This window comes from uncultured Agrococcus sp. (genome assembly GCF_945915485.1).
Taxonomy (GTDB): domain Bacteria; phylum Actinomycetota; class Actinomycetes; order Actinomycetales; family Microbacteriaceae; genus Agrococcus.
Window position 1 is genome coordinate 1 of sequence record NZ_CAMEFJ010000031.1, and the last position, 26,340, is coordinate 26,340.

25 protein-coding genes are annotated in these 26,340 nt (G+C 64.6%); 17 read left to right on the forward strand and 8 right to left on the reverse strand.

The features are described from left to right. On the reverse strand, window positions 1–995 hold a 995-nt coding region (locus tag Q0O95_RS07000), incomplete at its 3' end, for an amino acid--tRNA ligase-related protein (RefSeq protein WP_293696725.1). 156 nt (window positions 996–1,151) lie between these two features. Then, window positions 1,152–1,442, reverse strand: coding sequence for a hypothetical protein (locus Q0O95_RS07005; protein ID WP_293696727.1), 291 nt, complete (start codon window positions 1,440–1,442; stop codon window positions 1,152–1,154). 297 nt (window positions 1,443–1,739) lie between these two features. Here Q0O95_RS07005 and Q0O95_RS07010 point away from each other — a divergent pair, with 297 nt between their 5' ends. The 5 genes from Q0O95_RS07010 to ccsB are packed head-to-tail and all read left to right on the forward strand — an operon-like array spanning window position 1,740 to window position 6,508. Beyond that, entirely contained in the window at window positions 1,740–2,381 is a 642-nt protein-coding gene (locus tag Q0O95_RS07010) for a histidine phosphatase family protein (RefSeq protein ID WP_293696729.1), read from the forward strand. After that, entirely contained in the window at window positions 2,381–2,962 is a 582-nt protein-coding gene (locus Q0O95_RS07015; RefSeq protein WP_293696731.1) for a TlpA disulfide reductase family protein, read from the forward strand. The genes Q0O95_RS07010 and Q0O95_RS07015 overlap by 1 nt, the downstream gene beginning before the upstream one ends. Before the next feature lie 2 nt (window positions 2,963–2,964). Continuing rightward, the gene (locus Q0O95_RS07020) at window positions 2,965–3,795 is read left to right on the forward strand and encodes a cytochrome c biogenesis protein CcdA (RefSeq protein ID WP_293696733.1); all 831 of its coding nucleotides are present in this window, start codon (window positions 2,965–2,967) and stop codon (window positions 3,793–3,795) included. Beyond that, a complete protein-coding gene (locus Q0O95_RS07025; RefSeq protein WP_293696735.1) occupies window positions 3,776–5,512 on the forward strand; it encodes a cytochrome c biogenesis protein ResB in 1,737 nt (578 codons plus the stop codon). The genes Q0O95_RS07020 and Q0O95_RS07025 overlap by 20 nt, the downstream gene beginning before the upstream one ends. A 9-nt stretch (window positions 5,513–5,521) precedes the next feature. Next, entirely contained in the window at window positions 5,522–6,508 is a 987-nt protein-coding gene (gene ccsB / locus Q0O95_RS07030; RefSeq protein ID WP_293696737.1) for a c-type cytochrome biogenesis protein CcsB, read from the forward strand. An 85-nt stretch (window positions 6,509–6,593) separates the two neighbouring features. On the opposite strand, the gene Q0O95_RS07035 is transcribed toward ccsB, so the two are convergent. After that, window positions 6,594–7,592 (reverse strand): o-succinylbenzoate synthase, encoded by a 999-nt coding sequence (locus Q0O95_RS07035; protein WP_293696739.1) that lies wholly within the window; start codon window positions 7,590–7,592, stop codon window positions 6,594–6,596. Window positions 7,593–7,665: 73 nt separating this feature from the next. Here Q0O95_RS07035 and Q0O95_RS07040 point away from each other — a divergent pair, with 73 nt between their 5' ends. From Q0O95_RS07040 to Q0O95_RS07055, 4 genes are read left to right on the forward strand one after another with little or no spacing between them, the layout of a single operon-like run. Next, window positions 7,666–8,334, forward strand: coding sequence for a hypothetical protein (locus Q0O95_RS07040; protein WP_293696741.1), 669 nt, complete (start codon window positions 7,666–7,668; stop codon window positions 8,332–8,334). Window positions 8,335–8,358: 24 nt separating this feature from the next. Continuing rightward, the gene (locus Q0O95_RS07045; protein WP_293696743.1) at window positions 8,359–9,267 is read left to right on the forward strand and encodes a 1,4-dihydroxy-2-naphthoyl-CoA synthase; all 909 of its coding nucleotides are present in this window, start codon (window positions 8,359–8,361) and stop codon (window positions 9,265–9,267) included. A 13-nt stretch (window positions 9,268–9,280) separates the two neighbouring features. Further along, a complete protein-coding gene (locus Q0O95_RS07050) occupies window positions 9,281–10,288 on the forward strand; it encodes an AMP-binding protein (protein ID WP_293696745.1) in 1,008 nt (335 codons plus the stop codon). A 57-nt stretch (window positions 10,289–10,345) separates the two neighbouring features. Next, a complete protein-coding gene (locus Q0O95_RS07055) occupies window positions 10,346–11,344 on the forward strand; it encodes a 1,4-dihydroxy-2-naphthoate polyprenyltransferase (protein WP_293696746.1) in 999 nt (332 codons plus the stop codon). Between the two features lie 51 nt (window positions 11,345–11,395). Here Q0O95_RS07055 and Q0O95_RS07060 read toward each other — a convergent pair whose 3' ends face one another. Further along, window positions 11,396–12,016: a DUF4229 domain-containing protein gene (locus tag Q0O95_RS07060; RefSeq protein ID WP_293696748.1), complete on the reverse strand. Its 621-nt coding sequence runs from the start codon at window positions 12,014–12,016 to the stop codon at window positions 11,396–11,398. Window positions 12,017–12,052: 36 nt separating this feature from the next. On the opposite strand from Q0O95_RS07060, the gene Q0O95_RS07065 reads away from it, so the two are divergent. Next, window positions 12,053–12,493 carry a PLDc N-terminal domain-containing protein gene (locus tag Q0O95_RS07065; protein WP_293696750.1) on the forward strand — a complete coding sequence of 147 codons (441 nt, stop codon included), beginning with the start codon at window positions 12,053–12,055 and terminating at the stop codon, window positions 12,491–12,493. Between the two features lie 323 nt (window positions 12,494–12,816). Beyond that, window positions 12,817–14,439 (forward strand): 2-succinyl-5-enolpyruvyl-6-hydroxy-3-cyclohexene-1-carboxylic-acid synthase, encoded by a 1,623-nt coding sequence (menD, locus tag Q0O95_RS07070; protein ID WP_293696752.1) that lies wholly within the window; start codon window positions 12,817–12,819, stop codon window positions 14,437–14,439. A gap of 224 nt (window positions 14,440–14,663) precedes the next feature. Here menD and Q0O95_RS07075 read toward each other — a convergent pair whose 3' ends face one another. Beyond that, window positions 14,664–15,923 carry an isochorismate synthase MenF gene (locus Q0O95_RS07075; RefSeq protein ID WP_293696754.1) on the reverse strand — a complete coding sequence of 420 codons (1,260 nt, stop codon included), beginning with the start codon at window positions 15,921–15,923 and terminating at the stop codon, window positions 14,664–14,666. 402 nt (window positions 15,924–16,325) lie between these two features. On the opposite strand from Q0O95_RS07075, the gene Q0O95_RS07080 reads away from it, so the two are divergent. Genes Q0O95_RS07080 through Q0O95_RS07090 form a run of 3 tightly spaced genes read left to right on the forward strand, consistent with a single transcriptional unit; the run spans window position 16,326 to window position 19,429 of the window. Then, complete coding sequence (locus Q0O95_RS07080) at window positions 16,326–17,072, forward strand: class I SAM-dependent methyltransferase (protein ID WP_293696755.1); 747 nt, start codon at window positions 16,326–16,328, stop codon at window positions 17,070–17,072. Next, window positions 17,069–18,076 carry a polyprenyl synthetase family protein gene (locus Q0O95_RS07085; protein ID WP_293696757.1) on the forward strand — a complete coding sequence of 336 codons (1,008 nt, stop codon included), beginning with the start codon at window positions 17,069–17,071 and terminating at the stop codon, window positions 18,074–18,076. Before Q0O95_RS07080 ends, Q0O95_RS07085 begins: the two co-directional genes overlap by 4 nt. Before the next feature lie 12 nt (window positions 18,077–18,088). Then, the gene (locus Q0O95_RS07090; RefSeq protein ID WP_293696759.1) at window positions 18,089–19,429 is read left to right on the forward strand and encodes an FAD-dependent oxidoreductase; all 1,341 of its coding nucleotides are present in this window, start codon (window positions 18,089–18,091) and stop codon (window positions 19,427–19,429) included. Window positions 19,430–19,796: 367 nt separating this feature from the next. On the opposite strand, the gene galE is transcribed toward Q0O95_RS07090, so the two are convergent. Genes galE through Q0O95_RS07105 form a run of 3 tightly spaced genes read right to left on the reverse strand, consistent with a single transcriptional unit; the run spans window position 19,797 to window position 22,761 of the window. Then, window positions 19,797–20,768 carry a UDP-glucose 4-epimerase GalE gene (gene galE / locus Q0O95_RS07095; RefSeq protein WP_293696761.1) on the reverse strand — a complete coding sequence of 324 codons (972 nt, stop codon included), beginning with the start codon at window positions 20,766–20,768 and terminating at the stop codon, window positions 19,797–19,799. A 20-nt stretch (window positions 20,769–20,788) separates the two neighbouring features. Then, a complete protein-coding gene (cls, locus tag Q0O95_RS07100; protein WP_293696763.1) occupies window positions 20,789–22,252 on the reverse strand; it encodes a cardiolipin synthase in 1,464 nt (487 codons plus the stop codon). A gap of 20 nt (window positions 22,253–22,272) precedes the next feature. Next, window positions 22,273–22,761, reverse strand: coding sequence for a YajQ family cyclic di-GMP-binding protein (locus Q0O95_RS07105; RefSeq protein WP_293696765.1), 489 nt, complete (start codon window positions 22,759–22,761; stop codon window positions 22,273–22,275). Between the two features lie 256 nt (window positions 22,762–23,017). Between Q0O95_RS07105 and Q0O95_RS07110 the strand changes: the two genes are divergently transcribed. The 3 genes from Q0O95_RS07110 (at window position 23,018) to Q0O95_RS07120 (ending at window position 25,703) form a co-directional block, all read left to right on the forward strand. Beyond that, the gene (locus tag Q0O95_RS07110; protein ID WP_293696767.1) at window positions 23,018–23,605 is read left to right on the forward strand and encodes a GNAT family protein; all 588 of its coding nucleotides are present in this window, start codon (window positions 23,018–23,020) and stop codon (window positions 23,603–23,605) included. Between the two features lie 172 nt (window positions 23,606–23,777). Beyond that, entirely contained in the window at window positions 23,778–24,986 is a 1,209-nt protein-coding gene (locus Q0O95_RS07115) for an MFS transporter (protein ID WP_293696769.1), read from the forward strand. A gap of 63 nt (window positions 24,987–25,049) precedes the next feature. Then, entirely contained in the window at window positions 25,050–25,703 is a 654-nt protein-coding gene (locus Q0O95_RS07120; RefSeq protein WP_293696771.1) for an MBL fold metallo-hydrolase, read from the forward strand. The last annotated feature ends 637 nt before the right edge of the window (window positions 25,704–26,340 follow it).

The following is a 26,340-nucleotide window of genomic DNA, read 5'->3' on the forward strand; positions in this document are numbered from 1 at the left end:
ACCGTCGACGGGAAGTCGGTGACGAACACGAAGTCGTGGCCCGTGGTCTCCTTGACGTGGGCGGCGATCTGACGCTCGGCCTCGGGGTCGAGGTCTCCGTCTGTGCGCTCGATCACGTGGCCGCGGTCGGCGACGATCTGCTTCACCTCGGCGTGCGGGATGCGCGGGAACGGCAGAGAGGGAACCTGCAGTTCGATCTCGAACAGCTCCTTGATCTCGTCTCCGTGCTTTTCAACCACGGCCGCGAACGCTGCGTGCAGCAGCTGCTCGTGCATCACCATGACGTCCTCGTGCGAGTCGATCCAGGAGATCTCGCTGTCGATCGATGTGAACTCGGTCGCGTGGCGCGACGTGAACGAGGGGTCGGCGCGGAAGGCGGGGCCGACCTCGAACACCTTGCCGAAGCCCGCAGCCTGCGCCATCTGCTTGAACAGCTGGGGTGACTGCGCGAGGTAGGCGGTCGTCTCGAAGTAGGGCACCTCGAACAGCTCGGCGCGCGACTCCGACGCCGAAGCCATGAGCTTGGGGGTGTGGATCTCGGTGAAGTCGTTGTCGATCCAGTACTGGCGCATCGCGTGCAGCATCGTCGTCTGCACCTTGAACAGCAGGCGACCCTGCGGGCGACGCAGGTCGATGAAGCGCCAGTCGAGGCGCTTGTCGATGCCGGTCTCCGAGTCGATAGGGGTCTCTTCGGCTGCCGTCACGACGGTCAGATCGTCGATCTTCACCTCGAGCCCACCCAGCTTGACGCGCTCGTCGTGCTTGAGCTGCCCCTCCACCGTCAGGAAGGATCCGTGCGAGAGCGCGGAGATCGTGGCAGCGACATCGGCCGTCGCATCGTTCACGGGGTTCACGAGCTGCGCCGAACCGGATTCGTCGCGCAGGATGACGAACTGCACGCGCTTCTGATCACGGATCACCTCGACCCATCCCGAAATCGATACGGGGCCGGGCTCGTGGGCTGCTAGGTCGCTGATGAGAGTTCTCGAAGTCACCACGCCAGTGTACTAACGACGACGGCGACGAGAGTACGGCCGGAAGTACCAACGACAGGGCAGGGTCGGGTGAATCCGGATGGGACGTCACGAAAAACGGACAACTCGCGAAAAACGGACCGGTCGGTCAGTGTTTCGTGACGGCCGGTCGTTTCGTCAGTACTTCGTACCGGTGGAACGTCTGCTGTCCGCTCTCATCGACCTCACCACCAAGAGGACACCCGAGATCGTGAGGAGCGTCGACAGCCCGACGGTCGTCCACCCGAGCCAGACGGGCATCCCGTTCGTCATCATCACGATCGCACCTATGAGGCCCACCAGGACGAGAGCCATCACGCCGATGAACCACTTCGGTTCGTGCGAGAACCAGTGCCACCAGGCGCTCGCGGCGACCACGCCCAGCAGGGAAGCGAGCCAACCGATGACGAAAACGTCCAGGGAGTCCATAGCCGTAAGCGTACCGAGACCTTCCGATCTGCGATCCGGGCAGCGTCGCTCGGGAAGCCTGACCAGCAGCGTTGTAGGAACGAACAGCATCCGCCTTCCGCTGACACTGCGGGATAGTGAAGTTCATAGGGTGCGTTATGAAGGAATTCTGCGGACTGTTTCCTCGGATGACCGCTGGAAGTCTTGAAATACCCTTCACAGGGAGGCCGCGGGAAAGAGCCCTGTGGGCTGTTTCCGTGGCTGGATGCGGGGAGCCTTGAAATACCCTTCATAGGGTGACGAAGTAAACTGTCCGATATGCCCCCACGCCGCTTGCATTTGGTGCGCCACGGGGAGGTACAAAACCCCGATGGCATCCTGTACGGTCGCATCCCCGGTTACCGGCTCTCGGAGCGAGGTGAACTCATGGCACAGGTGAGTGCCGACAGCATGAGCGACGCCACGATCGTGCGCCTCTACGCTTCGCCGCTCGAGCGTGCGCAGCAGTCGGCGAGGCCGTGGGCAGAAAAGTTTGACCTCGAGATCCGCACGGAGCCGCGGATCATCGAACCGTGGAACGCCTTCGAAGGGCGCAAGTTCGATCTGAAGGCGTCGCTGCGCAAGCCGAGCGAGTGGCGGCTCATCGCGAATCCGGCGAAGCCGAGTTGGGGCGAAGCGAACGATGCGATGGCCGGCCGGGTCGTTGCCGCGATGGAAGACGCGTGGGACGAGCTCGAGGAATCCGGTGACGAGGGCGACATCGTCATGGTGATGCATCAGGCGCCGATTTGGATCACGCACCGGTTCCTCGCGGGGCAGCGGCTCTGGCACGACCCTCGCAAACGACGCTGTGCGCTTTCTTCCATCACCAGCTTCCGCCGCGAGCACGGTCGTTTCATCGAAACCGGTTACGAAGACCCGGCGGCCGACATCGCGCGTATCGATACGGGGGCCGTGTAGTGCGATCACTGAGAAAGACGTTCAAGATCGCTGCGGTCGTGGCGGCAGCTGCGCTCGCGGTCGGATGCTCGAGCAACGATGGCGTCGCGGGACAGGTCGGCGAGGCGGGCTATATCTCGGGCGACGGATTCGTCACGGAAGTAGCGCCTGCGGATCGCGGCCAGCCCATGCAGTTCAGTGGTGAAACCGTCGATGGCGACGAATGGTCGACGGAGGAGAACGCCGGCGTGACGCTCGTGAACTTCTGGTACGCGGCGTGCCCTCCTTGCCGTATCGAGGCTCCCGTCCTCGCCGAATTGCACGACGAGTTCGGCGACAGCGTGAACTTCGTCGGCGTCAACGTGCGCGACGGTGCCGCCCAGGCGCATTCCTTCGACGAGACCTTCGGCATCGAGTACCCGTCGATCCTCGATGCCCAGGGCGCGGAGGTGCAGCGAGTGTTCTCGGGAGAGATCGCTCCGAATGCCGTGCCGACGACGATCATTCTCGACGCAGAGGGTCGTGTCGCCGCGCGAATCTCCGGTGCTGTGCAGGATACGTCGATCGTGTCGACGCTGCTCAACGAAGAACTCGCCGCCTGACCGTGGGCGTTCTCGAAACGATGCTTGAAGGGCCACTGTTCGTGGCCCTCATCATTGCGCTGGCCGCCGGCGTCGTTTCGTTCCTCTCTCCCTGCGTCCTCCCTCTCGTTCCCGGCTATCTCGGGCTGCTCGGGTCCCTGAGCGGTCCGGCCGCTGCCGCGACCGTTACAGGGTCGACGACAGCGGGCGCTGCGGGGGCCGGAGCCGCATCCGCTACCGAAACGACCATCCAGACGGGCGCAACAGGTAAGCCCGCAATGCGCAGAACGCTCGTGGGCGTCGCCCTGTTCATCCTCGGCTTCACCGCGGTTTTCGTCGCCATGAACGCGGTCGTCGGGGGCATCGGTATCTTCTTCATCCAATATCGCGACCCCGTGCTGCGCGTGCTCGGCGTCGTGATGCTGCTCGCGGGGCTGATCTTCGTCGGCCGGGTGTCCTTCCTGCAGCGCGTATGGAAGCCCAAGGTCTCCGATGCGTCGTCGTTGTGGAGCGCGCCCGTTATCGGAGCCGCCTTCGCGATCGGCTGGACACCCTGCTCCGGCCCGGTGCTCGCCGCGATCGGTGCGCTGTCGATCTCGAGCGGATCCGCCTGGCAGGGCGCGCTGTTCGGGCTGATGTACGGGCTCGGGCTCGGCATCCCGTTCCTGGTCATGGCGATCGGATTCGGCTGGGCCACGAAATCGGCAACGTGGGTCAAACGCCACATGCGCACGTTGAACATCGTGGGCGGCAGCGTCCTCATCGCCGTCGGTGTGCTGATGATCACGGGAGTCTGGATGATGATTATGGATGCTCTAGCGATATGGATCGGCAGTGTCACGACCGTCCTCTGAACAACAACCTCCCGAGAACCGGCAGCTCGCTTCCAGCGACGATGGCGCGAGCGCCGGCGACCCGCTGCGCCCCGATGATCACGTAGACGCGTCGCCCAAGAAGCGGACGGCGCCGAAGAACCCGGAGCTCGGATTCTTCGGCTGGCTGCGCTGGGCATGGCGTCAGCTCACGTCGATGCGGACGGCGATTCTGCTGCTCCTGCTGCTTGCGCTCGCGGCGGTCCCCGGCTCCATCGTGCCGCAGGAGATGAGCAACCCCAACGGCGTCATCCAGGTGCGCGAGGAGAACCCGGAACTGCTGTGGCTCTATGACGCCTTCCAACTCCACCACGTCTTCGAGAGCTACTGGTTCTCAGCGATCTACATCCTGCTGTTCGTGTCGCTTATCGGCTGCATCGTGCCGCGCATCAAACACCATCTCAAGGCGCTGCGCACCCCGCCGCCGAAGGTGCCGGCTCGGCTCGGGCGCCTCCCCGGCTTCACCGTCATCGAAGGGGATGCCGACGATCTGGACGGCGCGCAGAAGACGCTCAAGAAGCTCGGCTACCGAACGCGGCGCACCGACGCCGGAGTGTCTGCGGAGCGCGGCTACCTCAAGGAGACGGGCAACCTCGTCTTCCACGTGCTGATGGTCGTGCTGCTCGTCGCCGTTGCCGTCGGGAACGGCTGGGGTTTCAAAGGCCAGCGACTCGTCTTCGAGGGCTACTCGTACGCGAACACGCTGTCCAGCTGGGATCTCTACCAACCGGGCCGGTTCTTCGACGAGAGCGATCTTCCCGAGTACTCGTTCCAGCTGAACGATCTCGACGTCGAGTACGAGACCGACAACATGGACGCGTTCGGGATGCCGACGGACTTCACGGGGCACGTCACGATAACCGACCGGGACGGTTCGTACGATGACGAGATCAAGGTCAATGCACCCCTGTACGTGCACGGCAGTTACCTGTTCCTGCTCTCCAACGGTTACGCTCCGGTCATCACCGTGGAGGATGAGGAAGGCAACGTCGTCTTCGATGAGCCGGTTCCCTTCCTGGCGCAGGACGATCAGCTCACGAGCCTCGGTGTCATCAAGCTCCCAGACGGGCTGGAAGAGCAAGTGGGGCTGCGCGGTTTCTTCTACCCGACGGCAGCCGAGACGGAGACCGGTGCTCTCGCATCCGCGTATCCCGATCTCTTCCAGCCTGTCATGACGCTCGAGGTGTACACGGGCGATCTCGGGCTCGACGAAGGTGTCCCGCGCAATGTCTACATGCTCGACACGGAAGACATGACGCAGATCGCCGGCCGCGACGCGGAGAACGAGACGCTCGTGCTCGCGCCCGGCGATAGCGTCGACCTCCCGGGCGGCATGGGCACGGTATCGCTCGACGGCGTCGTGCGCTACGCGGTCATCGACATTCAGGCCGACCCGATGAATCACGTTGCTCTCGTGTCCGCTGTGGCGCTGTTCGGCGGGCTCATGCTCGCGCTGCTCGTGCCCCGCAGGAGGGTTTGGGTGAAGGCGACCCCGAAGGGCCTCGAGATCGCAGGGCTCGCGAGGGGAGAAGACCCGGGGCTCGAGAAGGCCGTGCAGGATCTTGCCGAGCGACTCGCGCGGGAACGTGGCCCAGCCGACCCCGCGGGCGAGGAGCCGGACGCTGAGGAATCGGCATCCGGAGAGGCGCAGACGGAACAGCAGGAGCACGAACCCGACGCGCCAGAAGAGAAAGAGTAGGCTGATCACGTGGAACTGGAGAGCATCTCGCAACTGCTGGTGTATACGGCGATCGCCGTGTACGCGCTCGCGTTCTTGCTGTTTGCGCTCGACATCGTCAGCCACGGCTCGAACGTGAAGGCCGAGGCCGAAGCGGTGCGAGCGAAACGAAAGTCACTCGTGGGTGCCGGCGGCGCGCACATCGATGCGGATGCGGGCGAACCGGCCGCAGTGTCCGTCCCGGCGGAGGCCGCCCGCGATACGCTCGTCAAGCCGCGAAAGCCGAGGCGCAACTGGTTGCGCGCCGGGTTCGCGATAACCGTGATGGCGTGGCTGCTGCACCTCGGAGGGGCGGTGCTGCGAGGCATCGCCGCCGAGCGTGTGCCGTGGGCCAACATGTACGAGTTCGCGTTGACGGGTGTCGTGCTCGTCGTCGCGGTGTTCATCTTCGCGCAGTTCTGGAACGACCTGCGGTTCCTCGGCGTCTACATCACTGCGATGGCCACGCTCTTCCTCGGAGCAGCCACCGTGAACTACTACGTGCCCATCAGCCCGCTGCCGCCGGCGCTGCAGTCGGCCTGGCTCGTCGTGCACGTGTTCGTAGCGACGCTCGCGATCGGCTTCCTGGCGATTTCGTCGGGGCTGAGTATCGTGCAGCTCATCCGCCACCGGTTCAAGAACAACGGTTTCGTTTCGACGCTCCCGGGGGCCGACACGCTCGAAACCGTCGCATACCGGCTCGCAGTCGTCGGATTCCTGTTCTGGTCGTTCACCCTCATCGCCGGCGCGATCTGGGCTCACCAGTCCTGGGGCCGCTACTGGGGGTGGGACACGAAAGAGGTCTGGACCTTCATCATCTGGGTCGTCTACGCGGGCTATCTGCACGCGCGATCCACGCGAGGCTGGCGAGGGACTGCGTCGGCGGTGCTGAACCTCATCGGCTTCGGCACGATCCTGTTCAACTACGCGGTCGTCAACGTGTACTTCGAAGGTCTGCACGCATACTCGGGTCTGTGAGCCGGAGGGCTTCACGGCGCCAGACAAGCTCATCCGGCTCCCGGTGCCGGCGCGATACGAGACGACCTGAAGCGCAGCCGCCCGGTCAGTCCGCGACGTCGGCAGGAAGATGCTGCCACGCCTGCCGCAAGCGCTCCCGCCAGTGCTCCTGACGCTCCCGGGGTGCCGCGAGCTCGTCGACGAGGTGCTCGTCCACCGTCGGCAGTATCGCCGGCAGAACAGCGGCGCTGCCGTCCCAGGTGGGCAGCATCCGCTCGTATGTGACATCCGCCCCCAGCAGCGCTCCGGTCGCGAGCCCGCAGTCGTACGGCAGGTCGTCGAGCGCAGCGGCGAGCTGCACGCCCTCGGCGAGCCCGACACTCGTCTCCAGAGCGCTCGAAACGACGGCGGGAAGCCCGGTTTCGGCGATGATCTCCAGTGCTCTCCTGACACCGCCAAGAGGCTGCGCTTTGACCACGATCACGTCCGCAGCACCCAACTGCGCAACGCGGAGCGGATCAGCAGCCTTGCGGATGCTCTCATCGGCGGCGATGGGAACCGCGTCGAAGCGACGTCGCAACTGCGCTAGCTCGTCGACGGCAGCGACGGGCTGCTCGGCGTATTCGAGATCGAAAGCGGAGAGCGCCCGCAGCGCCCGCTCGGCCTGATCGAGATCCCAGCCGCCGTTGGCGTCGATGCGGATGCGCGCTTCGGGATGCTGCTCCCGCACGCTGCGAACGCGCGCCACGTCGTCCTCGAGCGACTGGCCCCGCTCGGCCACCTTGATCTTCACCGTTCGCCACAGTCCGTAGCGCGCGAGCACGGTCTGCACTCGCTCTGGAGCGACGGCCGGCAGCGACGCGTTGACGGGCACCCTGTCGCGCAGGAGCGTCGGGCGTTCAACCGTTGAACGGATGCACGCCGCCAGCCACGTGGCGGCCTCGGCCGGCTCGTATTCGAGGAAGGGGCTCCACTCGGCCCAGCCGGTCAGCCCGTCGCCGTTGAAGAGCGCGACCTCCCGCGTTTCGACGCCCCGAAACCGAACGGCCATCGGGATGCTGACAACGCGCAGGTGTTCGAGCGCGAATGGGAGTGTCCATTTCATACGCCTATTCTTCCTGCTGGAGTTCAGAGTTTGCCCAGATAATGCTCATGGGTTGTGGTGCAGACTGAAGCATATGACCATCGGGAATCCTCACGGCAAGCCTCCTCAGCAGCCCCCTGCAGGGCACAGCAACCCGATGGGACAATCCGGGAACCCGCCCCGGCCGCCGCAGCACGGCAACCCGTTGCAGGGTCAGCCCGCGGTGTCCCGTCGGGGGCCGACGGGTCAACAGTCGCCGAGAGCGAATCCGCTCGGCGCACCGACGGCGAACCCGCAGAATCCCGGTGTCGCGGGTCAGCCTCCTCAGCCGGGCCCGGCTCCGAGCTTTGGTCAGCCTCCTCACGGGCAGTATCCGATGAACGCGGCCCTCCTCTCTGACGGAGCATCCGCAGGCCCACAGCAGGATGCCGAGGACGTGCCCTGGATCGTCGGCACGAGGCTGCGCCCGGGCGAGCAGATCACGCGATCGACGCTCTGGGGAATCATGACCGCGGTCGCCGCAGGTCTGCACCTGCTGATCGCCGCGGTCGGGATGTTCCAGGTGATCTTCGGCAGCATCGGTGCGTTCTACGGGCTACTGCCGTTCTGGGGAATTCTCTCGTTGCTGGTACTCGCGGGCATCATCATGTGCTTCGTGAAGCGGGGGAGTTTCAACAGGTGGATGGCCATCATCGCTGCGGGTACGCTCGTGATCTCCAACCCGGTCGGCCCTATGGCAATCGTGGAGATGATCCTGCTGTAATGCCCGCATCGGTATCCTGATGCAGTGACTGTTTCCGCGCTATTCGACCCGACCGTGTGGCGGCCCGCCGAGGGCTCCGACCGATTCAGCGATATCACCGCGCACAGGTCGCTGGACGGCCGCATCGCCCGCATCGCTTTCGACCGCCCAGAGGTGCGCAACGCGTTCAGGCCGCACACCGTCGATGAGCTCTACACGGCGCTGGAAGACGCGAGAATCGACCCGCGCGTCGGCGTCGTGCTGTTGACGGGCAACGGCCCGAGCCCCAAGGACGGCGGCTGGGCGTTCTGCTCGGGAGGCGATCAGCGCATCCGCGGCCGCGATGGCTACAAGTACCAGGAGGGCACGTCGGATGCCGATCCGGTCGACGCTGCAAGGGCCGGCAGGTTGCATATCCTCGAGGTGCAGCGCTTGATCAGGTTCATGCCGAAAGTGGTCATCGCCGTCGTGCCGGGATGGGCTGCAGGCGGCGGCCACTCGCTGCACGTGGTCTGCGACCTGACGATCGCGAGCATCGAGCACGGGAAGTTCAAGCAGACCGACGCCGACGTCGGCTCGTTCGACGCCGGGTACGGCAGTGCGTACATGGCCAGGCAGACGGGGCAGAAATTCGCGCGCGAGGTCTTCTTCCTGGCGAGGGAGTACTCGGCAGAACGCGCTGAGCGTCACGGTGCGATCAACGCCGCCGTTCCGCACGAAGCGCTGGAGCCGACCGCGATCGAATGGGCGGAAGAGATTCTTACCAAGAGCCCGACCGCTATCCGTATGCTGAAGTATGCGTTCAATGCAGTAGACGACGGCCTTGTCGGTCAGCAACTGTTCGCAGGTGAGGCGACAAGGCTGGCGTACGGCACCGATGAGGCCGTGGAGGGGCGCGATGCGTTTCTGCAGAAGCGCGACCCCGACTGGTCTCCTTACCCATGGCGGTTCTGATGGAGCGGCGACTATGAACTATATTCTCGAGACCTCCGGGTCCTCGGGTGCCCCGAAGAGCGTCGTGCTGTCGGAAGGGGCGGTTCGCGCAGCCACCGAGGCCGCGAACGAACGTCTCGGGGGCCCCGGCCAGTGGGTACTGTCGCTGCCGGAGGCGTTCGTCGCCGCGAAGAACGTGATCTGGCGCAACGAGACCTCTGGTGCACCGCTCGTACGCACGTCCGGATCCTTCACGGCGGAAGCTTTCGTGGAGGCGGTGGAGACACTCGAGCACGACCGCAGATACACCTCGCTCGTGCCGGCGCAGCTGGCGCGGCTCGTCGACGCGGCCGAAATCGAGCGGTCCTTCATCGCGCCGATCCGCCGCCTGGATCGCATCCTGCTCGGCGGCCAGCGCGCACCCGCGGGGCTGATCGAGAAGGCATCCATGCTCGGTTGGCGGGTCACCCGCACCTACGGGGCGACGGAGACCTGCGGCGGCTGCGTGTGGGACGGCAGGCCGATCGGTGACATGAAGATCCGCATAACCGATCAGATCGAGATTTCCGGGCCGACGCTCGCCGACGGCTATCACGAGGAGCCGGAACTGACCGAGCGACGCTTCTACCACGACGCCGGCGGCACACGCTGGTATCGCACGGGCGACGCGGGAGCACTGATCGGCGGCCAACTGCAGGTTTCGGGGCGCATTGACGACGTGATCGTCTCCGGCGGCATGAACGTCTCACTCGCTGCTGTCGAACACGTCGTGCAGGTGTTCGCGGCCGATGCCGTCGTCGTTGCGGGCCCCGACCCGAAGTGGGGAGAGGTTCCCGTTGTCGTGACGACGTCCAGGCCGTCGCTCGCTGAAATCCGCTCTGCCGTCGGCAACGCGCTCGGGAAACCCGCCAGGCCGAACCATGTCGTGACGGTCTCGGCCATCCCGACGACGCACTCCGGCAAGCCCGACCGTCGTAAACTCAAGCGTCTCGTCGCGAGCAGAACCGCGCAGAAGTCGACGCGCCGCAGACTCTTCGGCTGAACCGCTGGTGCGACCCGTGCGGCGGCTCGAACGCGAGAACCCTCTACGCTGGATGCGATGAACGATCGGGCCAGGCGCCGCACGACGCGGCGGGAACAAGCGAAACGCAGCGGAAATCCGGCGAAACGGAAAACCGCAGTAACTCCTGAACTGCGCCCTGCCACGGCAGGGGATTGGGTGAAGGGGGCCCGTCCAAGGACGCTGGGCATGGCGATCGGACCCGTTGCCGCAGCGAGCGGCATCGCCGTCTTCAACGGCATCTTCAACTGGCCGATCGCGGTGCTCTGTCTCTTGCTGGCACTGTTCATGCAGATCGGCGTGAACTTCGCGAACGACTTCTCGGACGGCGTGCGCGGCACGGATGCCCGCCGAGTCGGGCCGGGGCGCCTGACGGGCTCTGGCAAAGCTGCTCCGAAAACGGTGCGCAACGTCGCTCTCGGTTTTCTGGCAACCGGGGGAGCTGCCGGCATCGCGGCCGTCCTGCTCGGGCAGCAGTGGTGGCTGCTCGCGGTCGGTGCCGTCGCGATCCTGGCCGCGTGGTTCTATACGGGCGGCAAACGGCCCTACGGTTACATGGCGCTCGGCGAACTCGTCAGCGGCATCTTCTTCGGCCCCGTCGCCGTCGTCGGCACCGTGTACGCGATGAGCGGCGAGATTCTGGAGGACGCCGTCCTCATCGGCGTCGCACTCGGATTGCTTGCTGCCGCGGCCATGCTGGTCAACAACATCCGCGACATAGAAACCGATCGTGCGGCCGGGAAGCGAACGCTCGCGACGCTGCTCGGGCCGACCGTTTCCAAGGTGCTCTACGGGTTGCTCATGCTGGCGCCCTTCTCACTCGTCGCGATCTACGCCTTCGCGCTGATGTACGGGCCCTGGGTGCTGTTGCTCATGCTGATTGCCCTACCCGCCGTGCTCATCGTCGCAATGGGGAGCACACCCCGCGACTTCATCCTCGCCTTGACGTTGACCGGCATCACCAACCTGCTACTGGGTGTCGGCGTCGGTGTCGCGTTCTGGGGCGGCATCGTCGGGTTCTTCAACCCCCACGTCTAACCGCCGCCCGCGACGCGCAGCCACCCGCCCGTCCGGTGAAGTTTGCAGAGCTCAGTCGAGTTTGGGATGCCCGCCCGCGTCGGGCTCGTCGTCTTGCGCATCCGCATCGTCGAGTCCTGTCGTTGACTTCTCATCAACGTGAGTGCTCTCGCCTGTTGACGTTTCATCGACTTCAGCGATCTCAGCCGCTGTCGTCCGGTCAGTCTGAGGGTCTTCGTCTGGCAACGCCTCTGCAGTTTGAGGGTCTTCTTCGGGGTGTGCCTCGTCATCGTGAGCATTGACGGGGGAAGCATCGTCGGCCCCGATGCCGGGTTCGTCGGCCGATGCCGCGCCGTCGTCGTCGGCGGCTGTCGAGTCGGCGCGCTCGTCGGACTCGGGGCGTGCATCCTGTTCTGGCGCCTGCTCGTCGAGGATTGCATCCTCTACATTCTCGTCGCGCTCTTTCGCAGCGGCCGCAGCGTCCTTCTCCCGCTTGCGGCGTTCGGCTCGTTCCGTCAGCGCTTCCGACACTTCTGCCTTCTGCTTGCGCAGGAAAATGTAGCTCGCGAGCGCTGCGAAAATGAGCGAGAGACCGCCCGCCAGCAGCGGATGCCACCCCACGAACACCATGACGAGGAACGGGATGGCGAACAGCGAGAGCCTGATTGCGGCGTACTTCAGGAAGACCGTCACAAGCATCGAGTCTACGGTGCCGTTACGCTTGTATGTATGGCGAGAGCGATACTGGCAGGAATCCTGATCGCCGTCGTGTTGTTGATCTATTCGTTGATCGACCTGACGGTGACAGAAGACGCGCGCATTCGTCGCCTGAACCGGGTCCTGTGGATCGTCATCATCGTGGTTATTCCGATCTTCGGCCCGCTCGCATGGGTGCTCATCGGCAAGGGCCCCAGAAGCATGGGCACCGTCGTCGCGAAAGACGATGAGCCGAGTGAAAGCGAGTCGCGCATCAGCGACGAGGAAGCCGACCGTCGTATCCGCGAGATCGAGGAGCAGCTCGAGGCACTCGAGGCCGAAGAGGCTCAAGAGGCCGCAGAGCGCGAAGCGCAGGAATCCGACGAAGCCGAGGAAGAGCACGACGATTCCGAATCCAACAACGGCAACGGCACGAGCGATGCAACGGGTAAAGGGGAACGTCCCGGTGCGTAACGCGCTGCGATGCACGAGCTTCGGTGCGCGCCGTGGCACTGTCGCGGAGCTCTTGCGGCAGAGCGTCGAAGTGCACGAACGAGGGCGCGGGAGGTTCATGTAGGGGGCCATACCCACATTTCCGTGCACCTGAGGTCTTGCCCGTGCCATTTCCCGGTCAATACGAGCAGCCAAGCGAATTACGTCGGCCCGCGATAGAGACCGAGAAAAGGCACATCGGAACCGAGCAGGGCAGACCGTATCCGATAATGAACGTAACGAAACAGCTCCGACTGCCCTACGGAGGCGCGGCGCGCAGGCATCGAACCGGAAGGTGACAGCCCTTGACTCTTGAGCGCAGTAACCTCGGTGCCGGCGCGTACGCGGCGCGGCTCATCGCGGCGCTCATAGGGGAGGGTGTGACCGACTTCGTCGTTTGCCCCGGATCTCGATCGCAAGCGCTCGCGCTCGCGGCCGCAGCGCAGTCGCGAGCCGGCAACGCGGAACTGCACGTACGAATCGACGAACGCTCTGCCGGGTTTTTTGCGCTGGGGCTCGCTCGTGAGACGGGCATCCCCGCCGCGGTTATTGTGACCAGCGGCACCGCGGTCGCGAATCTGCACCCGGGAGTGCTGGAAGCGCATCACAGCGACGTGCCGCTGCTGCTGCTGACGGCCGACCGGCCGGCTGAGCTGCAGGGCACCCGCGCCAACCAGACAACCGATCAGACCACACTGTTCGGTGCTGCTCTGCGAATGCAGAGCGTTGTCGAGGCCGACGCGTTGGTGAGCCCGGAAGAGGATGCGGGGTCTGCTGTCGCAGCGGCGCTCGGCGGCGTCGGCACCGCAGCGGGGCCGGTGCAGTGCAATGTGCGATTGCGGGAGCCCCTCTCGGGAGGCGACCCGCTGGCGCCGATTCCACCGGAATCATCTCGGCCTCCGAAAGAGCGCGCCGAGATTCCCGTGCATGCGGCCGACTGCACTGTGATCGTTGCCGGCGCCGACGCGGGTCGCGACCAGAGCCCTAACGACTTGGCGCACCGGTTGCAGGTGCCGCTGATCGCCGAGCCCTCCAGCGGTGCACGTCACGGGCGCGAGTGCGTCAGCGTCCGGCTGCTCGACACCCCGCTGGCCGACCGTGTGCGACGCGTGATCGTATTCGGGCATCCGACCCTTGATCGTGCTGTGACGCGCCTGCTCGCGCGCTCCGACGTCGAGGTGCTCGTCGCCGCACGACACGGGGATAACGTCCCGGGTGAAGCGCTGTTCGGCCGGCTCGCGGCTGCAGAAGACGAAACCGACCGCTCGTGGCTGGGTGAGTGGGTCATCGCAGACCGCGTGCTGCGGGAGTCGGATGCCGAGCCGCTTTCGATCGAAGGTCTCAACCGACGAGAGCTCGCGAAAGAAGGCTTGCGGCAGGCACGAAGAAGCGTCGACAGGGCCGCGCTTGTGCGCAGCGTCTGGGAGCACACCTGGCCGCACGACCGGCTCGTGCTGGGGGCCTCGCGGCTCATTCGAGTGCTCGACCGCACGGTCGCGGGCAAGGCGATCACGGTGCATTCGAACCGCGGGCTCGCCGGTATCGACGGCACCGTATCAACAGCACGGGGCATCGCAACGGCGCTGGACCGCGAGCAACGGGGCGGCGTGACCCGCGTCCTCATCGGCGACATAACGGCGCTGCACGATGTCGGAGGTCTGCTCGTGGCGCCCGGTGAGGTGAGACCGCGCATCCAGATCGTGATCGGCAACGACCGCGGGGGTACGATCTTCGATGATCTCGAAGTCGCTCAGAGCGCCGACCCTGACGACTTCACGCGCGTGCAACGTACGCCGCACACCGTGTCGTTCGAGCGGCTCGCCGCGGCCTACGGATGGGCGTACGTGCGTGTGCGCGACCGCGCCGGGCTTGAGCGTGCGCTGACGGATTCGTCAACGTGCATCGTCGAAGTTGAACTCGACGACTGAGCTCCGCGCCTGGTGCACGTGCTTCCGTCGTCACTGCCGTCACCGATGTCGCCGATGTCTCCGATGCCGAGAACTGTCAATGTCGGCTTCGACACCCCTCGGTGTCGAAAAACTTCGAAGCGTGACGGTCTTTCTTCGAAGTTTTTCGCACCCTACCCCTGCAGGATTCGAAAAACTTCGGTATGTGATGGTCTTTCTTCGAAGTTTTTCGCACCCTGGGATGGTCAGGACGGGATTTCGGGCGGCAGCGGGTCCGCGAAGGCGTCGCGAATGGGCCTGAACTTGATGTCCGTCTCGCGCAGTTCAGCGCGGGAGTCGCTTCCGGTAACGATGCCGGCGCCCGCGAAGGCCCGGATCGCACCGCTCGCGGCGACCTCCGCGCCGCGTAGCGCGATCGCCCACGTGGCGTTGCCCTGCGAATCGACCCAGCCGACGGGCGCCGCGTAACGGCCACGGTCGAGCCCCTCGACCTTGCGAATGAGCTCCATGGCCGCGACGGTCGGTGTTCCGCCGACCGCTGCCGTCGGGTGAATCTCCTCGAGCATCCGCAACGTCGACTGCTCGCCGAGCACCCCTTCGATGTCCGTTGCGATGTGCCACAGGTTCGGCAGCTGGAGCGTGAAGGCCTCCCCCGCAGTAGCCGTGAGCCCGAGCTCACGCAACGATGCGAGCGCGCTGTCGACCGCGAATGCGTGCTCGTCGACGTTCTTCCTGCTGTTCGCGAGTGCGTCCGCGGCTTCGGCATCCAGCGCTCCCGTGGCACCGCGAGGGGCAGTGCCGGCGAGCACTCGCATCCAGAACCGTCCGTCTCGCGCACGCACGAGTGTCTCAGGGGATGCGCCGAGCATCCCGTCGACCGAATAGGTCATGGCGGTCGGATAGCGGCGGCGCAGTTCTCGTACGACGCTGCGCAGGTCTGCGTTCGCCGGCAATTGGCCAACGAGGTCGCGTGCAACAACCAGCTTCGTTACGGCACCGGAGCGAATCTCCTGCAGTGCGGCGGCGACTTCACCCTCGTAGGCGGCTGGTGAAATACGGCCACGCTGCAGTTCGACTCGTGTCTCTTCAATCTCGGATGGGCGAAGCAGGTCGGCCGCGGGCGAGCTGGAGTCTTCGACGTCGAGGGTGATGCGCGTCATCCACCGCTGCCCCTGCGCTTCGCCGAGGACGATCTGGGGAATGATCAGCACGCTCTCGCTGCGCGACGTCGCGTCGAATGCGAACGTGCCGAACGCCACGACGCCTGTTCCGGGCAGACCCACGGGGTCGTGCACGGTCGCAGCACCGCACAGGGCATCCCACGCATCGGCCGCTTCTCGGAACCGGTCGTCGCCCGTGAACGTGAGGCGCAGCGTTTCGCCTATTCCGACGATGCCCTCGTCGCCGCGCAGAAACACGGTCGGAGACGACGGGGCGGCGTAGGTAAGGGGCGGGCCACCGTCGAATTGCTCTGTCCGAGCGGTGAGGTGAGCGGTGAGAGTCACGCTCTAAGAGTGTAGGGCAACGGGTCGGCCCGCGGTCGGTGGATGCACGCAGCTTGGCGCGCCCTTTGCGGACTGTTGCGAGCCGCGGCGTTGTTCGCACTGTGTGCTGAGACACTGCGATTTTTGCCGACTTTCGAGCACAGCGCCGTTTTTCAGTGCAGCTAGAAGCGCGCTCTCGACAGGAGACCCGTATGCTCGTCACCGCTCCGCGCTTGACCGCAGACAGTGCTTGACGCCGCGGTTGATGGCTCGTCAATGCATCTGGATCCCCATGCAGAGTCGGGTCGCACGTACCGCGCATTGACCCCCGCTTCGCGCAGACGCAACAGTGTAAATCATCCCCGGGACGGATCCTCTGAGTACTTCACAGACCCCGGTTCACTGAGGGCTAGACTGGAGAGCGTGAGTGCCGCTGACCAGGAGAAGCAACCGGAAGACGTTGCTCAAATGTTCGACGACACGGCGAAACGCTATGACTTCATGAACACCCTCATGACTTTCGGTCAGGCGCAGCTGTGGCGTGTGCAGATGACGCGTGCGGTCGACCCGAAAACGGGTGAGCGAATCCTGGATGTCGCAGCGGGAACGGGAGCCAGTGCCGCCCCTATGGCGAAGCAGGGTGCACTCGTCACCTGCCTCGACCTCTCGGAAGGCATGATCGAAGAGGGTCGCAAACGACACCCGAACCTCGAGTTCGTGCACGGTTCGGCCGAGAAGCTGCCGTTCGAGGACGGCACGTTCGATGCGGTCACGATCACCTTCGGCCTGCGCAACGTGCAGCAGCCGAAGGCCGCGCTCGCAGAGTTCTACCGTGTCTTGAAGCCGGGGGGCCGCGTCGTCGTGTGCGAGTTCTCGCGCCCTCCCGTCAAGTTTGTGCGCCGTGGCTACGACACCTACATGAAGCTCGCGATCCCCGGTATGGCGAAACTCATGTCGTCGAACCCGGAATCCTACAAGTACCTCGTCGACTCGATCCGGAGCTGGCCCGACCAGCAGACGCTGAGCCTGTGGCTGCGTACGGCCGGGTTCACGCGAGTCGCACACCGCAATCTGAGTATGGGCGTCGTCGCGCTGCACCGCGGACACAAGCCTCGCTCGCCAGAACTCAGCATGCCGTCCGTCCTGAAAGCGCGTGGCACCGACGAATGACGACAATCGCATCAGCCTTCGGCCTCTCCCGAGATCGATTCGCTCTTCCCCGCGAACGTGCTGCCCTCGATCGACTCGAACAGGGGCTCGAACAAGTCGAGGTTCGACTCGCCGAGGTACTGCGCTTTACCGATCCGGTCGCAGATTCCGTTGCCCGCTACCTGAAGGAGGCCGGGGGCAAGCGCGTACGCCCCATGCTGTTGCTCCTGGCGGCGCAGCTGGGCGAGGGGTCGACCGATCACGTGATCGACGCGGCCGCGGTCGTCGAGATCACGCATCTGGCGAGCCTGTATCACGACGACGTCATGGACGAGGCGGATGTCCGTCGCGGTGTGCCGTCGACGCACACGGTGTGGGGAAACTCGATTGCGATTCTCGCGGGCGACTTGCTGTTCTCGCGAGCGGCATCCCTCACCGCGCCCCTCGGGGAGGACGTTGCGGATCTGCAGGCCCGCACGTTCGAACGGTTGTGCCTCGGTCAGCTCTATGAAACGCTCGGGCCACGCGATGCCGACCCCGTCGAACACTACCTGCGTGTGCTCGCCGACAAGACCGGTTCGCTCATCGCTGCCGCGGCCGAACTCGGCATCATCGTTTCGGGGGCGGATCAGAAGTACCGGCAGCCGATGCGCGAGTTCGGAGAGGCGATCGGTGTCGCATTCCAGCTCGTCGACGACGTTATCGATCTGTCGAACGACCCGAACACTGGCAAACCGGCCGGAACGGACGTGCGTGCCGGCGTGCCGACGATGCCGACTCTCCTGCTCGACGGGATGGACGATACTGCGTCGGTCAGCCTGCGCGACAAGCTCTCGCACGGCGAGGGCGATGACTTTACCGATGCGGTCGCTGAACTCGAAGAGCACAGCGTTACCGCGGAAACACGACGGGTTGCGCTCGAGTGGCAAGCCCGCGGGCTGGAGGCGTTGAACGGTCTTCCGCGAGGCCCCGTGCGGCGCGGGCTGGAGGAGTTCGCGCGCAGCGTCGTCGACCGTCGAACGTAACGAGAGGAACCCGTGACCCCTATCCGAATCGCAGTGGTCGGCGCAGGGCCCGCAGGCATCTACGCAGCTGACATCCTCAAGAAGGCGACCGATCGGGATGTGCGCATCGATCTGTTCGAGGCGCTCCCGGCACCCTACGGACTCGTTCGCTACGGTGTCGCTCCCGATCATCCCCGCATCAAAGCGATTATCAATGCGCTGCGCGAGGTGCTCGAGGCCGGTGTCGTCAGGCTGTTCGGCAATGTGCGTTTCGGTACCGACATCACGCTGGAGGATCTGAAGCAGCGGTATCACGCCGTCATCTTCGCGACAGGGGCCACGAAGGATGCGCCGCTGCAGATCGAAGGGGTCGACTTGGAAGGCAGCTTCGGAGCAGCCGATTTCGTTTCCTGGTACGACGGACATCCGGACGTCTCCCGCGAGTGGCCGCTCGAAGCGCAGCAGGTCGCGGTGCTCGGTAACGGCAACGTTGCGCTCGACGTCGCGCGCGTGCTCGCGAAGCACCCCGAGGATCTTCGACCGACCGAAGTGCCCGATAACGTGCTCACGGGGCTTGAGGCATCACCGGTCACCGATGTGCACGTGTTCGGCCGCCGCGGCCCGCTCGGTGTGAAGTTCACGCCGCTCGAACTGCGCGAACTCGGCCAGCTGAACAACGTCGACATGATCCTGTACGACGAAGACTTCGACGTCGACCCCAGCGAAGAAGAACAGAAGAAGAATAAGCAGATCCTCGTGATCTCGCGCGTTCTGAACCAGTGGCGCGAACGCGAAACCGGTGAGGCGACGAGGCGGTTGCACTTGCACTTCTGGTCGCGCCCCGCGGAGATCAGAGGTGATGGCAGGGTTGAGTCGTTGCGCATCGAGCGCACGCGCCCCACGGAGGACGGCGGCATCGAAGGGACGGGAGAGTTCCGCGATCTGCCCATGCAGGCGGTGTATCGTGCCGTCGGCTACTACTCTTCGCCGCTGGAGCAGGTGCCGTTCGACGAGGTGCACGGCGTCATCCCGAATGAGGGAGGCCGCGTCGTCGACAGGGGCGAACGGGTTCGCGGACTCTACGCGACGGGCTGGATCAAGCGCGGTCCCGTTGGGCTCATAGGCCACACGAAGTCCGATGCGAAGGAGACGATCGAAAACCTCCTCGCCGATGAGGACACCTGGTGGACGCCCGAGCACCCGCACGAAGACGCGATCATCGAGCTCCTGGATGAGCGCGGTATCGAGTACACCGATGTCGAAGGCTGGATCCGGCTGGATGAGCACGAGCGTTCGCTCGGCAACCTGCAGGGCCGCGAGCGCATCAAGGTCGTGCCACGTGAGGAGATGATTCAGGTCTCCCGCGGCAAGTAGCTCCGCCCTGCAGATTCCGCGCTCGCTCGGCCGTGCGGCATTCATTCGAATCCGTGGCAACTTCTCGGTGCATTTCGGACGACTCGCCGTACGTGCGCCGGCGTGTTGACGCAAAAGCACCGAGAAGTTTGCACGAACCGACGGCCGGGCAGTCGCCCGACTCTCTAATATGCTCAGGGGTTCTGCTGCTCAGGGTGCTTGCTGCTCAGGGCGAATGTTGCTCAGGGCGAATGCTGCTCAGGGGGCAGGCACTCCTCGGCAGCGCAAACTTCTCGGTCTCCTGGCGCTGAGAGAGCGCTTTTGCGGCGTGTCGTCGCCCAGCGACCGAGAAGTTGACGAAGCGTGCGGGGCGCGTGCACGGTGGGCCCTACTGTGCTTTGGCGGCTTCGACGGCCGAGCGGATGACATCCTGCAGTGAGTGCCGCATCCGCCAGTCCAGGTCGCGGGCGGCGAGGGTGCCGTCGGCGACGATGGATGCGGGATCGCCCGGTCGACGAGGGCCCAGCTCCGCTGCCGTGCCGGGTGCTGCCGCTGCCAGGATCGCCTCCATGACCTCCCGCGTAGACGAGCCGGTTCCCGAGCCGAGGTTGTAGATGCGCTCGACGGGCTCATCCGATTCGAGTCGAGCAGCTGCGGCGACGTGCGCGAGTGCGACATCCTGCACGTGCACGTAATCGCGCACGTTCGTGCCGTCCGGCGTCGGATAGTCACCGCCGTTGATCACGGGTGCACGGCCCTCGGCGAGCATGGTCAGCACTTTCGGCACGAGATTGTGGGGGCTCGTATCGCGAATGCGACCCGTCGCGGAGCCGATGACGTTGAAGTAGCGCAGCGCGACCGGCCGGAACGTTTCGCCGTGCAGTTCGGCTCTGCGCAGCTCGTTCCAGAGCAGCCACTCGCCGATCAGCTTGCTCTCGCCATATGGCGACTCCGGTGCGGGTGCTGTCGCCTCCGTGACCCGATCGACATCGGGTGTCCCGTACACTCCGGCGCTCGACGAGAAGACGATGTTCTCGACGCCGGCGTCGCGCATCCCCTCCAGCAGCGTCACGGTGCCGGTGACGTTCTGCGTGTACGTATGCAGGGGGCGCTTGACCGATTCGCCCGCGTACTTGAAGCCGGCCAGATGGATGACCCCGTCGGTTTCCGAGAGCGCATCCGCGACGGCACGCTCGTCGAGTACGGATGCCCGCACAAGCCTCGTACCCTCCGGCACGAAGGCGTCGTGGCCGCTCGCGAAGTTGTCGATGACGGTCACGTCGCGACCGGACTCGAGCAGTGCCTCGGCGACGTGCGCACCGATGTAGCCTGCGCCTCCCGTAACCAACCAACGTGTCATGTCTTCTCCTTCCGGGCCGGTTACTGCAGCGCGCTTGTCAGTCGCGCAACGTTGTCGAAGACGCGCGTTATTGCGGGCCGCGCAAGCCAGGCGTCCAGTGTGAGCAGCTGGGACGACCGGCGGTACTGATCAGTCACGCGATTGAGTTCGTGCACCATTTCGGGGCCCTCGGTGAGAATGGAGACCTCGAAGTTGAGCAGAAACGAACGCATATCGATGTTCGACGAACCGATGATGGTCGCGTGGTCGTCGAAGATCATGTACTTCGTGTGCAGTACGGTCGGCTCCGAGTACAGGTAGATCTTCACACCTGCCCGCAGTAGCGCCTCGTAGTACGAGCGCTGGGCGTGGAACGTCCAGAACTGGTCGCCGATCGCGCTCGCGTAGAGTTCGACGCGCACGCCTCGCATCGCGGCCGACGTGATCGCGTAACTCATGGCGTCGTCGGGCACGAAGTAGGGGCTGACGATGATGAGCCGCTCCTTCGCGGCGTGCACGAGTTCGGAGAAGACGCGCAGATTCACCTCGCCGGAGAATCCGGGGCCGCTCGGGATCAGGGAGGCTTCTATCGGGCCCGGCTGCTCCGAGTTCTCCAGCACGTCCAGCAGTTCGTCGGACTCGACCCACCAGTCGGACATGAAGAGCGCATCCAGCTCCGTGACGAGCGGCCCGCGCACTTCGACCCAGAGATCACGCCATACGAGTCCGCGGCGAATGTTCTTCTTCCACAGGTACGAGGGGTCGATCAGGTTCAGCGAGCCGACGAAACCCACCCTGCCGTCGATGACGAGGAGCTTCCTGTGATTCCGAAGGTCCATACGCTGCCACTGGCCGCGCCACGGGCGAAGCGGCATCATGTAGAGCAGCTGGGCTCCCATGGCGGCGAGCCTGGCCTCCGTCTCTTTGCGGCGCGGGTACCGAACCGCTGTCACGTGGTCGATGAGTACGCGTACCTGCACTCCGCGTTCCTTCGCCCTGGCGAGCGCATCGAAGAAACGGCGCGTCCTGGTCGACTCGACGAGCAGATAGAACTGCACGTGGACACGATGCTTCGAGCCGTCGATCGCGCGCACCATGGCGTCGATCTGGTCTTCGAATTCGTTGATGACGGTGATCTCGTTGCCCGCGACGTGGGGCATGGCGGTCAACCGTCGGTTCATGCTGATGATGCCGGGCAGCCATTTCGCAGTGCGGTTCGCGTCCGCAGCGTCTTCGACGTCGCCGACGCGCTGGGCCACGAGCTGACGAATCTGTCGCATTTTGTTGCGGCGTCGCTTCGGCAGGCGTGTGTTCCCGAGCACGCTGAAGATGATCCAGCCGATGAACGGGTTGATCATGATGAGCAACAGCCACGCGACGGCGGCGGCAGGTCGTCGGTTGTACGGGATGACCACAAGCGCGACGACACGCAGGATGACGTCGGCCGTCAGGATGATCGCGCCCAAGACGCTGCTTCCCGTCAGCGCGAGGGGCAGAAAGTCCACTGTGTCGCTCTTGCGGCCCGTTAGCGGAAGTTGATGAACTGCAGATCGATCTCGAAGTCTTCGCCCTTGAGCAGGCGAATCGTCAGCTGCAGGTCGTCGCGGCTCTTCGACTGCACACGCAGCTCGTCGCCTTGAATCTGACTCTTGACCGACTTCGGAGCGTCTTCGCGAATCACCTTTGCGATCTTCTTGGCGTTCTCGCTCGAGATGCCGTTCTTCAGCCCGATTTCGACCCGGAACTCCTTACCGCTGGGATACGGGTCGCCGATGTCCAGCATCTTCAGATCGATGCCGCGCTTGATGAACTTCGACTGCACGACGTCGAGCACCGCGCGCACGCGTTCTTCCGTGCTGGCTTTGAGGAGCACCTGCTCGCCCTGCCATGAGACGTCGGCGCCGATGCCCTTGAAGTCGTACCGCTGATCGACCTCCTTGCGGGCCTGGTTGACCGCGTTGTCGGCCTCCATTCGGTCGACCTTGCTGACGATGTCGAATGATGAAACTGCCATGAGCCTATGCTAGCCGTCGGCCGACTCGCCGTTGCTGAAACTTCAAAGATGATCGGATGACCCGGCTGCTCGCTTGAGATCGGGGATCCATCGAACCCCGAGTTCCTTCCGGTGGCGAGGCAGGGTGCGAGAAGCGGTGTGATGAGGGTACGAAACACTGATCGGAGGCGAAAAACTGACGAGCCGATCAGCGCTTCGTGACATTTGGTCGATTCGTCCGTAGTTCGTGCGTCGCCGTCGTGTTTACGATGAAGTCATGAGCTTTCATGACAACCCGCTCCTGCAGAACGATGTCGTGCGCCTGGAGCCTTTGACGATGGAGCACGCGGATGGGCTGCGGGATGCTGTGCGTGACGGTGAACTGTGGAAGGCCTGGTACACGTTCCCGCCCAGGCCCGAGAAGGTCGAGGCAGACATCGAGCGTCGTCTCTCGCTGCAGTCGAAGGAAACGATGGCGCCCTGGACGATCGTGGATAGCGCATCCGGCCGCATTGTCGGACAGACCACGTTCATGAACATCAATGCACTGAACCGCCGTGTCGAAATCGGTTCGACCTGGCTCGCCGCTTCGACGCACGGCACGCGGATCAATCCGGCCACAAAACTTCTTCTGCTGACGCGTGCTTTCGAAGAACTCGACTGCATCGCGGTGGAGTTTCGTACCCACTGGCACAACCGCCAGTCTCGGGCCGGCATCGAGAAGCTCGGAGCAAAGCTCGATGGCGTGCTGCGCAACCACGAGATCATGACCGGGGGCCAGATGCGCGACACCGTGGTGTACTCGATTCTGCCCGGCGAGTGGCCGACCGTGAAGCTCGGCCTCGAGCATCGACTCCAAGGCTGACACTGGCCGTCGTCTCGACCGCTGCGGTGCCGAGTTGCTTGTTTTCTCGTGTAGAGCCCGAAAAAACAAGCACTTGAGCAGATTTGTCTAGAAACCAAGCAGTCGGGCACGGCTGAGTTGAGCGCATCTTGCGAGCACTGCCAAAGTCCGGGAAACAACCTAGGCTGTGCTCATGCAGCAGCGTCACTCCACTTCACGGGCGGCGCGTGCGGGGGCAACCGCGCGGGGCCCGGTCGCTGCGCTTACGGCTACTGTCGCGCTGGGCATCGCGATCTTCTTCTCGCTGTATTCGTTCCTGCCCGTGACTCGGCCCGGGTCGCCTGAGCTGAGCAGCCTCTTCCTTGGCACCATGATGGCGTTCGTGATGGGAGTCCAGGTATTCGCCCCAGTGCTCGTCCGCAAATTCACACTGCGCGTCGTGCTCGGGGCTTCCGTGAGCCTGCTCGGTGCCGGCGCGCTCGCGACTGCCCTATCAAGCGAACTCTTTGCGCTGCTTGCCGGAGCCGTCGCGGGAGGAGCGGGATTCGGCATCTTGGTCGTCACGGGAGCACAGGGCGTCGCACTCTTAGTGCCGCCGGAGTCGCTGGGCCGAGCTTTGGGCCTGTACGGTCTGATCACGATGGCGGCTGCAGCGGTAGGAGCGCCGGCCGGTGTGCAACTTGCCGTTGCGTTCTCGCCCACTGCTTTTGGCATCTGCGCGTTGATCGCCGGTGTTGTGGGAGCATCGCTTGCCTTTGGCGTGCCGATAGGGGTCGAACGCAAACCGGAGCCGGTGCCGGCAACGGCTGCGGATGCCCGCGAACGCGTTGAAGGCTGTGAGCGACTCATCTCGGGTCGCTTGCACGCAGTCACCGCCGGCGTTCCGTGGGCGGTCCTGGTGTTCCTGCTGCTCGGCGTTGTGATGCTTTCGCACGGCCTCACGAGCCTGCCCGCCCTCGCTGCCGCGTCGGTCAATCCCGCGTTGCTGCTGTTCGGTGTGCAGGCGGCGAACGCGGTGGGGCGCTGGCTCGGGGGAGAGCTCGATGGCAGGATTCCTGCGAGCGCGACGACTCTTATCGGGGCGATTGCTGTCGTCGCCGGCGGAACGATAGGGGTCCTGCTCGCCGGCACGATTCCGGCTCTTTCCGCAGCCGTTCTCGTCGGGGCAGGAGCGGGAATCATCCAGACCGTCACCTTGCACACGACGATGCAGCGAATGGATGCGGGCCGCGCGTCGGTCGTCTGGAATCTCGCCGTCGACGGAGGGCTCTGGGCGGGAGGCGTGCTGTGGGGGTTAGCGCTCGCGTACGGCCTCGTGCCCGTCAGTGTACTGCTGCTGGGTGCTCTTGTGATTGTCGCCGGGGCATTGGTGGCGTGGGCTACTCGGGGCCGGACCGTTTGATCGCGGCTACTTGCTTGCGCTGCACGGTAGGCTCCCTTCTGTTGAGATCACAAGGAGCGATCTATGTCTCACGATGAACCATCGACCGTCGTGCACAAAGTGCATCACGCTTGCGTGATCATCGAGCACGGCGGATCTCGTCTGCTGATCGACCCGGGTGAGCTGGTGCAGCCGCCTGATCTGGATGCCATAGACGCTGTTCTCTTCACGCACGGGCATTACGACCACTTTGCGGTTACCGTCCTCGAGGATGCTCTTGCAAGAGGCATCCCGGTCTGGGCTCCTGCAGATGTCGTTGCCGGTTGCGTCGAGCATCCGTTGCTGCGAGAGGCCGTTTCGGGGCAGTCGTTCGTCGTAAACGGAGTCAATGTTGCGGTCAGCGGTGACAGACACGCAGACGTGCACCCGGAGATTGCCGGGCCGATGAACCGTGCCTATCTGATCGCCGATGAAGTACTGGTGACAGGCGACGCTCACCCCGTAGTACAGGGAGCTTTCAAAACACTCGTGACTCCGATCGATGCTCCGTGGTTGCGAGCCGTCGATTTGCTTCGGTACGTGCGTGACATTCGGCCGACGCGTGTACTGGGCATTCACGACGGGTTGCTGAACAATGCGGGATTGCAGGTTGCCGCTAGCGTCGCTGCGTCGCTGCAAACCGAGGGTGTCGCCGAGTCGAAGGTGCTGGCAGATGGGGAATCGGTGACGCTGGCGTGATGTGCGCCATTTCTGTGTTCCGGTCGCGCGGACGTTTTCGTTCGGCTGTCGCGAGTTCGTGATTGCGTTCGGGATTCCGCGTCTGCCCTGCGGGCGTCCGCATCTGCTCGCCTTCCGGCTCGCAACGTGCTCGGGCGGCTTCGATTGTTGGGGATCGATGGTCCCTGCCTTGCATGGAATCGATCCACTGGATCGATTCCCGGGCGAATCCCTCACCCGCCACGAACAAATGCATAACCCAGCTGTGCGAGTGCGCGGTGGCGCTCTACAGTGCCAGCCCTTTCGGGCTGGCACGCGCCCCCAGCGCGTGCTGCCGTCTCGGCCGCACGGACGAACGAGCCACCAACGCAAAACGCCCGCAGCTGCGGGCGTTTTCTATTGGTGGCGAGTGAGGGATTCCGCGTCTGCCCTGCGGGCATCCGCATCTGCTCGCCCTCCGGCTCGCAACGTGCTCGGGCGGCTTCGATTGTTGGGGATCGATGGTCCCTGCCTTGCATGGAATCGATCCACTGGATCGATTCCCGGGCGAATCCCTCACCCGCCACGCGAAAGGGCTTCGCGATGCGGAGCCCTTTCGAAAATGTGGCGAGTGAGGGATTCGAACCCCCGAAGTCGTAGACAGCTGATTTACAGTCAG

Excerpts from the sequence above, each read along its gene's own strand:
- Q0O95_RS07085 (WP_293696757.1), top strand. The coding sequence starts at position 17,069 with ATGACGACAATCGCATCAGCCTTCGGCCTCTCCCGAGATCGATTCGCT.
- Q0O95_RS07065 (WP_293696750.1), top strand. The coding sequence starts at position 12,053 with ATGGCGAGAGCGATACTGGCAGGAATCCTGATCGCCGTCGTGTTGTTG.
- galE (WP_293696761.1), bottom strand. The coding sequence starts at position 20,768 with ATGACACGTTGGTTGGTTACGGGAGGCGCAGGCTACATCGGTGCGCAC.
- Q0O95_RS07040 (WP_293696741.1), top strand. The coding sequence starts at position 7,666 with ATGACCATCGGGAATCCTCACGGCAAGCCTCCTCAGCAGCCCCCTGCA.
- Q0O95_RS07105 (WP_293696765.1), bottom strand. The coding sequence starts at position 22,761 with ATGGCAGTTTCATCATTCGACATCGTCAGCAAGGTCGACCGAATGGAG.
- Q0O95_RS07050 (WP_293696745.1), top strand. The coding sequence starts at position 9,281 with ATGAACTATATTCTCGAGACCTCCGGGTCCTCGGGTGCCCCGAAGAGC.
- Q0O95_RS07055 (WP_293696746.1), top strand. The coding sequence starts at position 10,346 with ATGAACGATCGGGCCAGGCGCCGCACGACGCGGCGGGAACAAGCGAAA.
- Q0O95_RS07005 (WP_293696727.1), bottom strand. The coding sequence starts at position 1,442 with ATGGACTCCCTGGACGTTTTCGTCATCGGTTGGCTCGCTTCCCTGCTG.
- Q0O95_RS07115 (WP_293696769.1), top strand. The coding sequence starts at position 23,778 with ATGCAGCAGCGTCACTCCACTTCACGGGCGGCGCGTGCGGGGGCAACC.
- Q0O95_RS07010 (WP_293696729.1), top strand. The coding sequence starts at position 1,740 with ATGCCCCCACGCCGCTTGCATTTGGTGCGCCACGGGGAGGTACAAAAC.
- Q0O95_RS07110 (WP_293696767.1), top strand. The coding sequence starts at position 23,018 with ATGAGCTTTCATGACAACCCGCTCCTGCAGAACGATGTCGTGCGCCTG.
- Q0O95_RS07035 (WP_293696739.1), bottom strand. The coding sequence starts at position 7,592 with ATGAAATGGACACTCCCATTCGCGCTCGAACACCTGCGCGTTGTCAGC.
- Q0O95_RS07120 (WP_293696771.1), top strand. The coding sequence starts at position 25,050 with ATGTCTCACGATGAACCATCGACCGTCGTGCACAAAGTGCATCACGCT.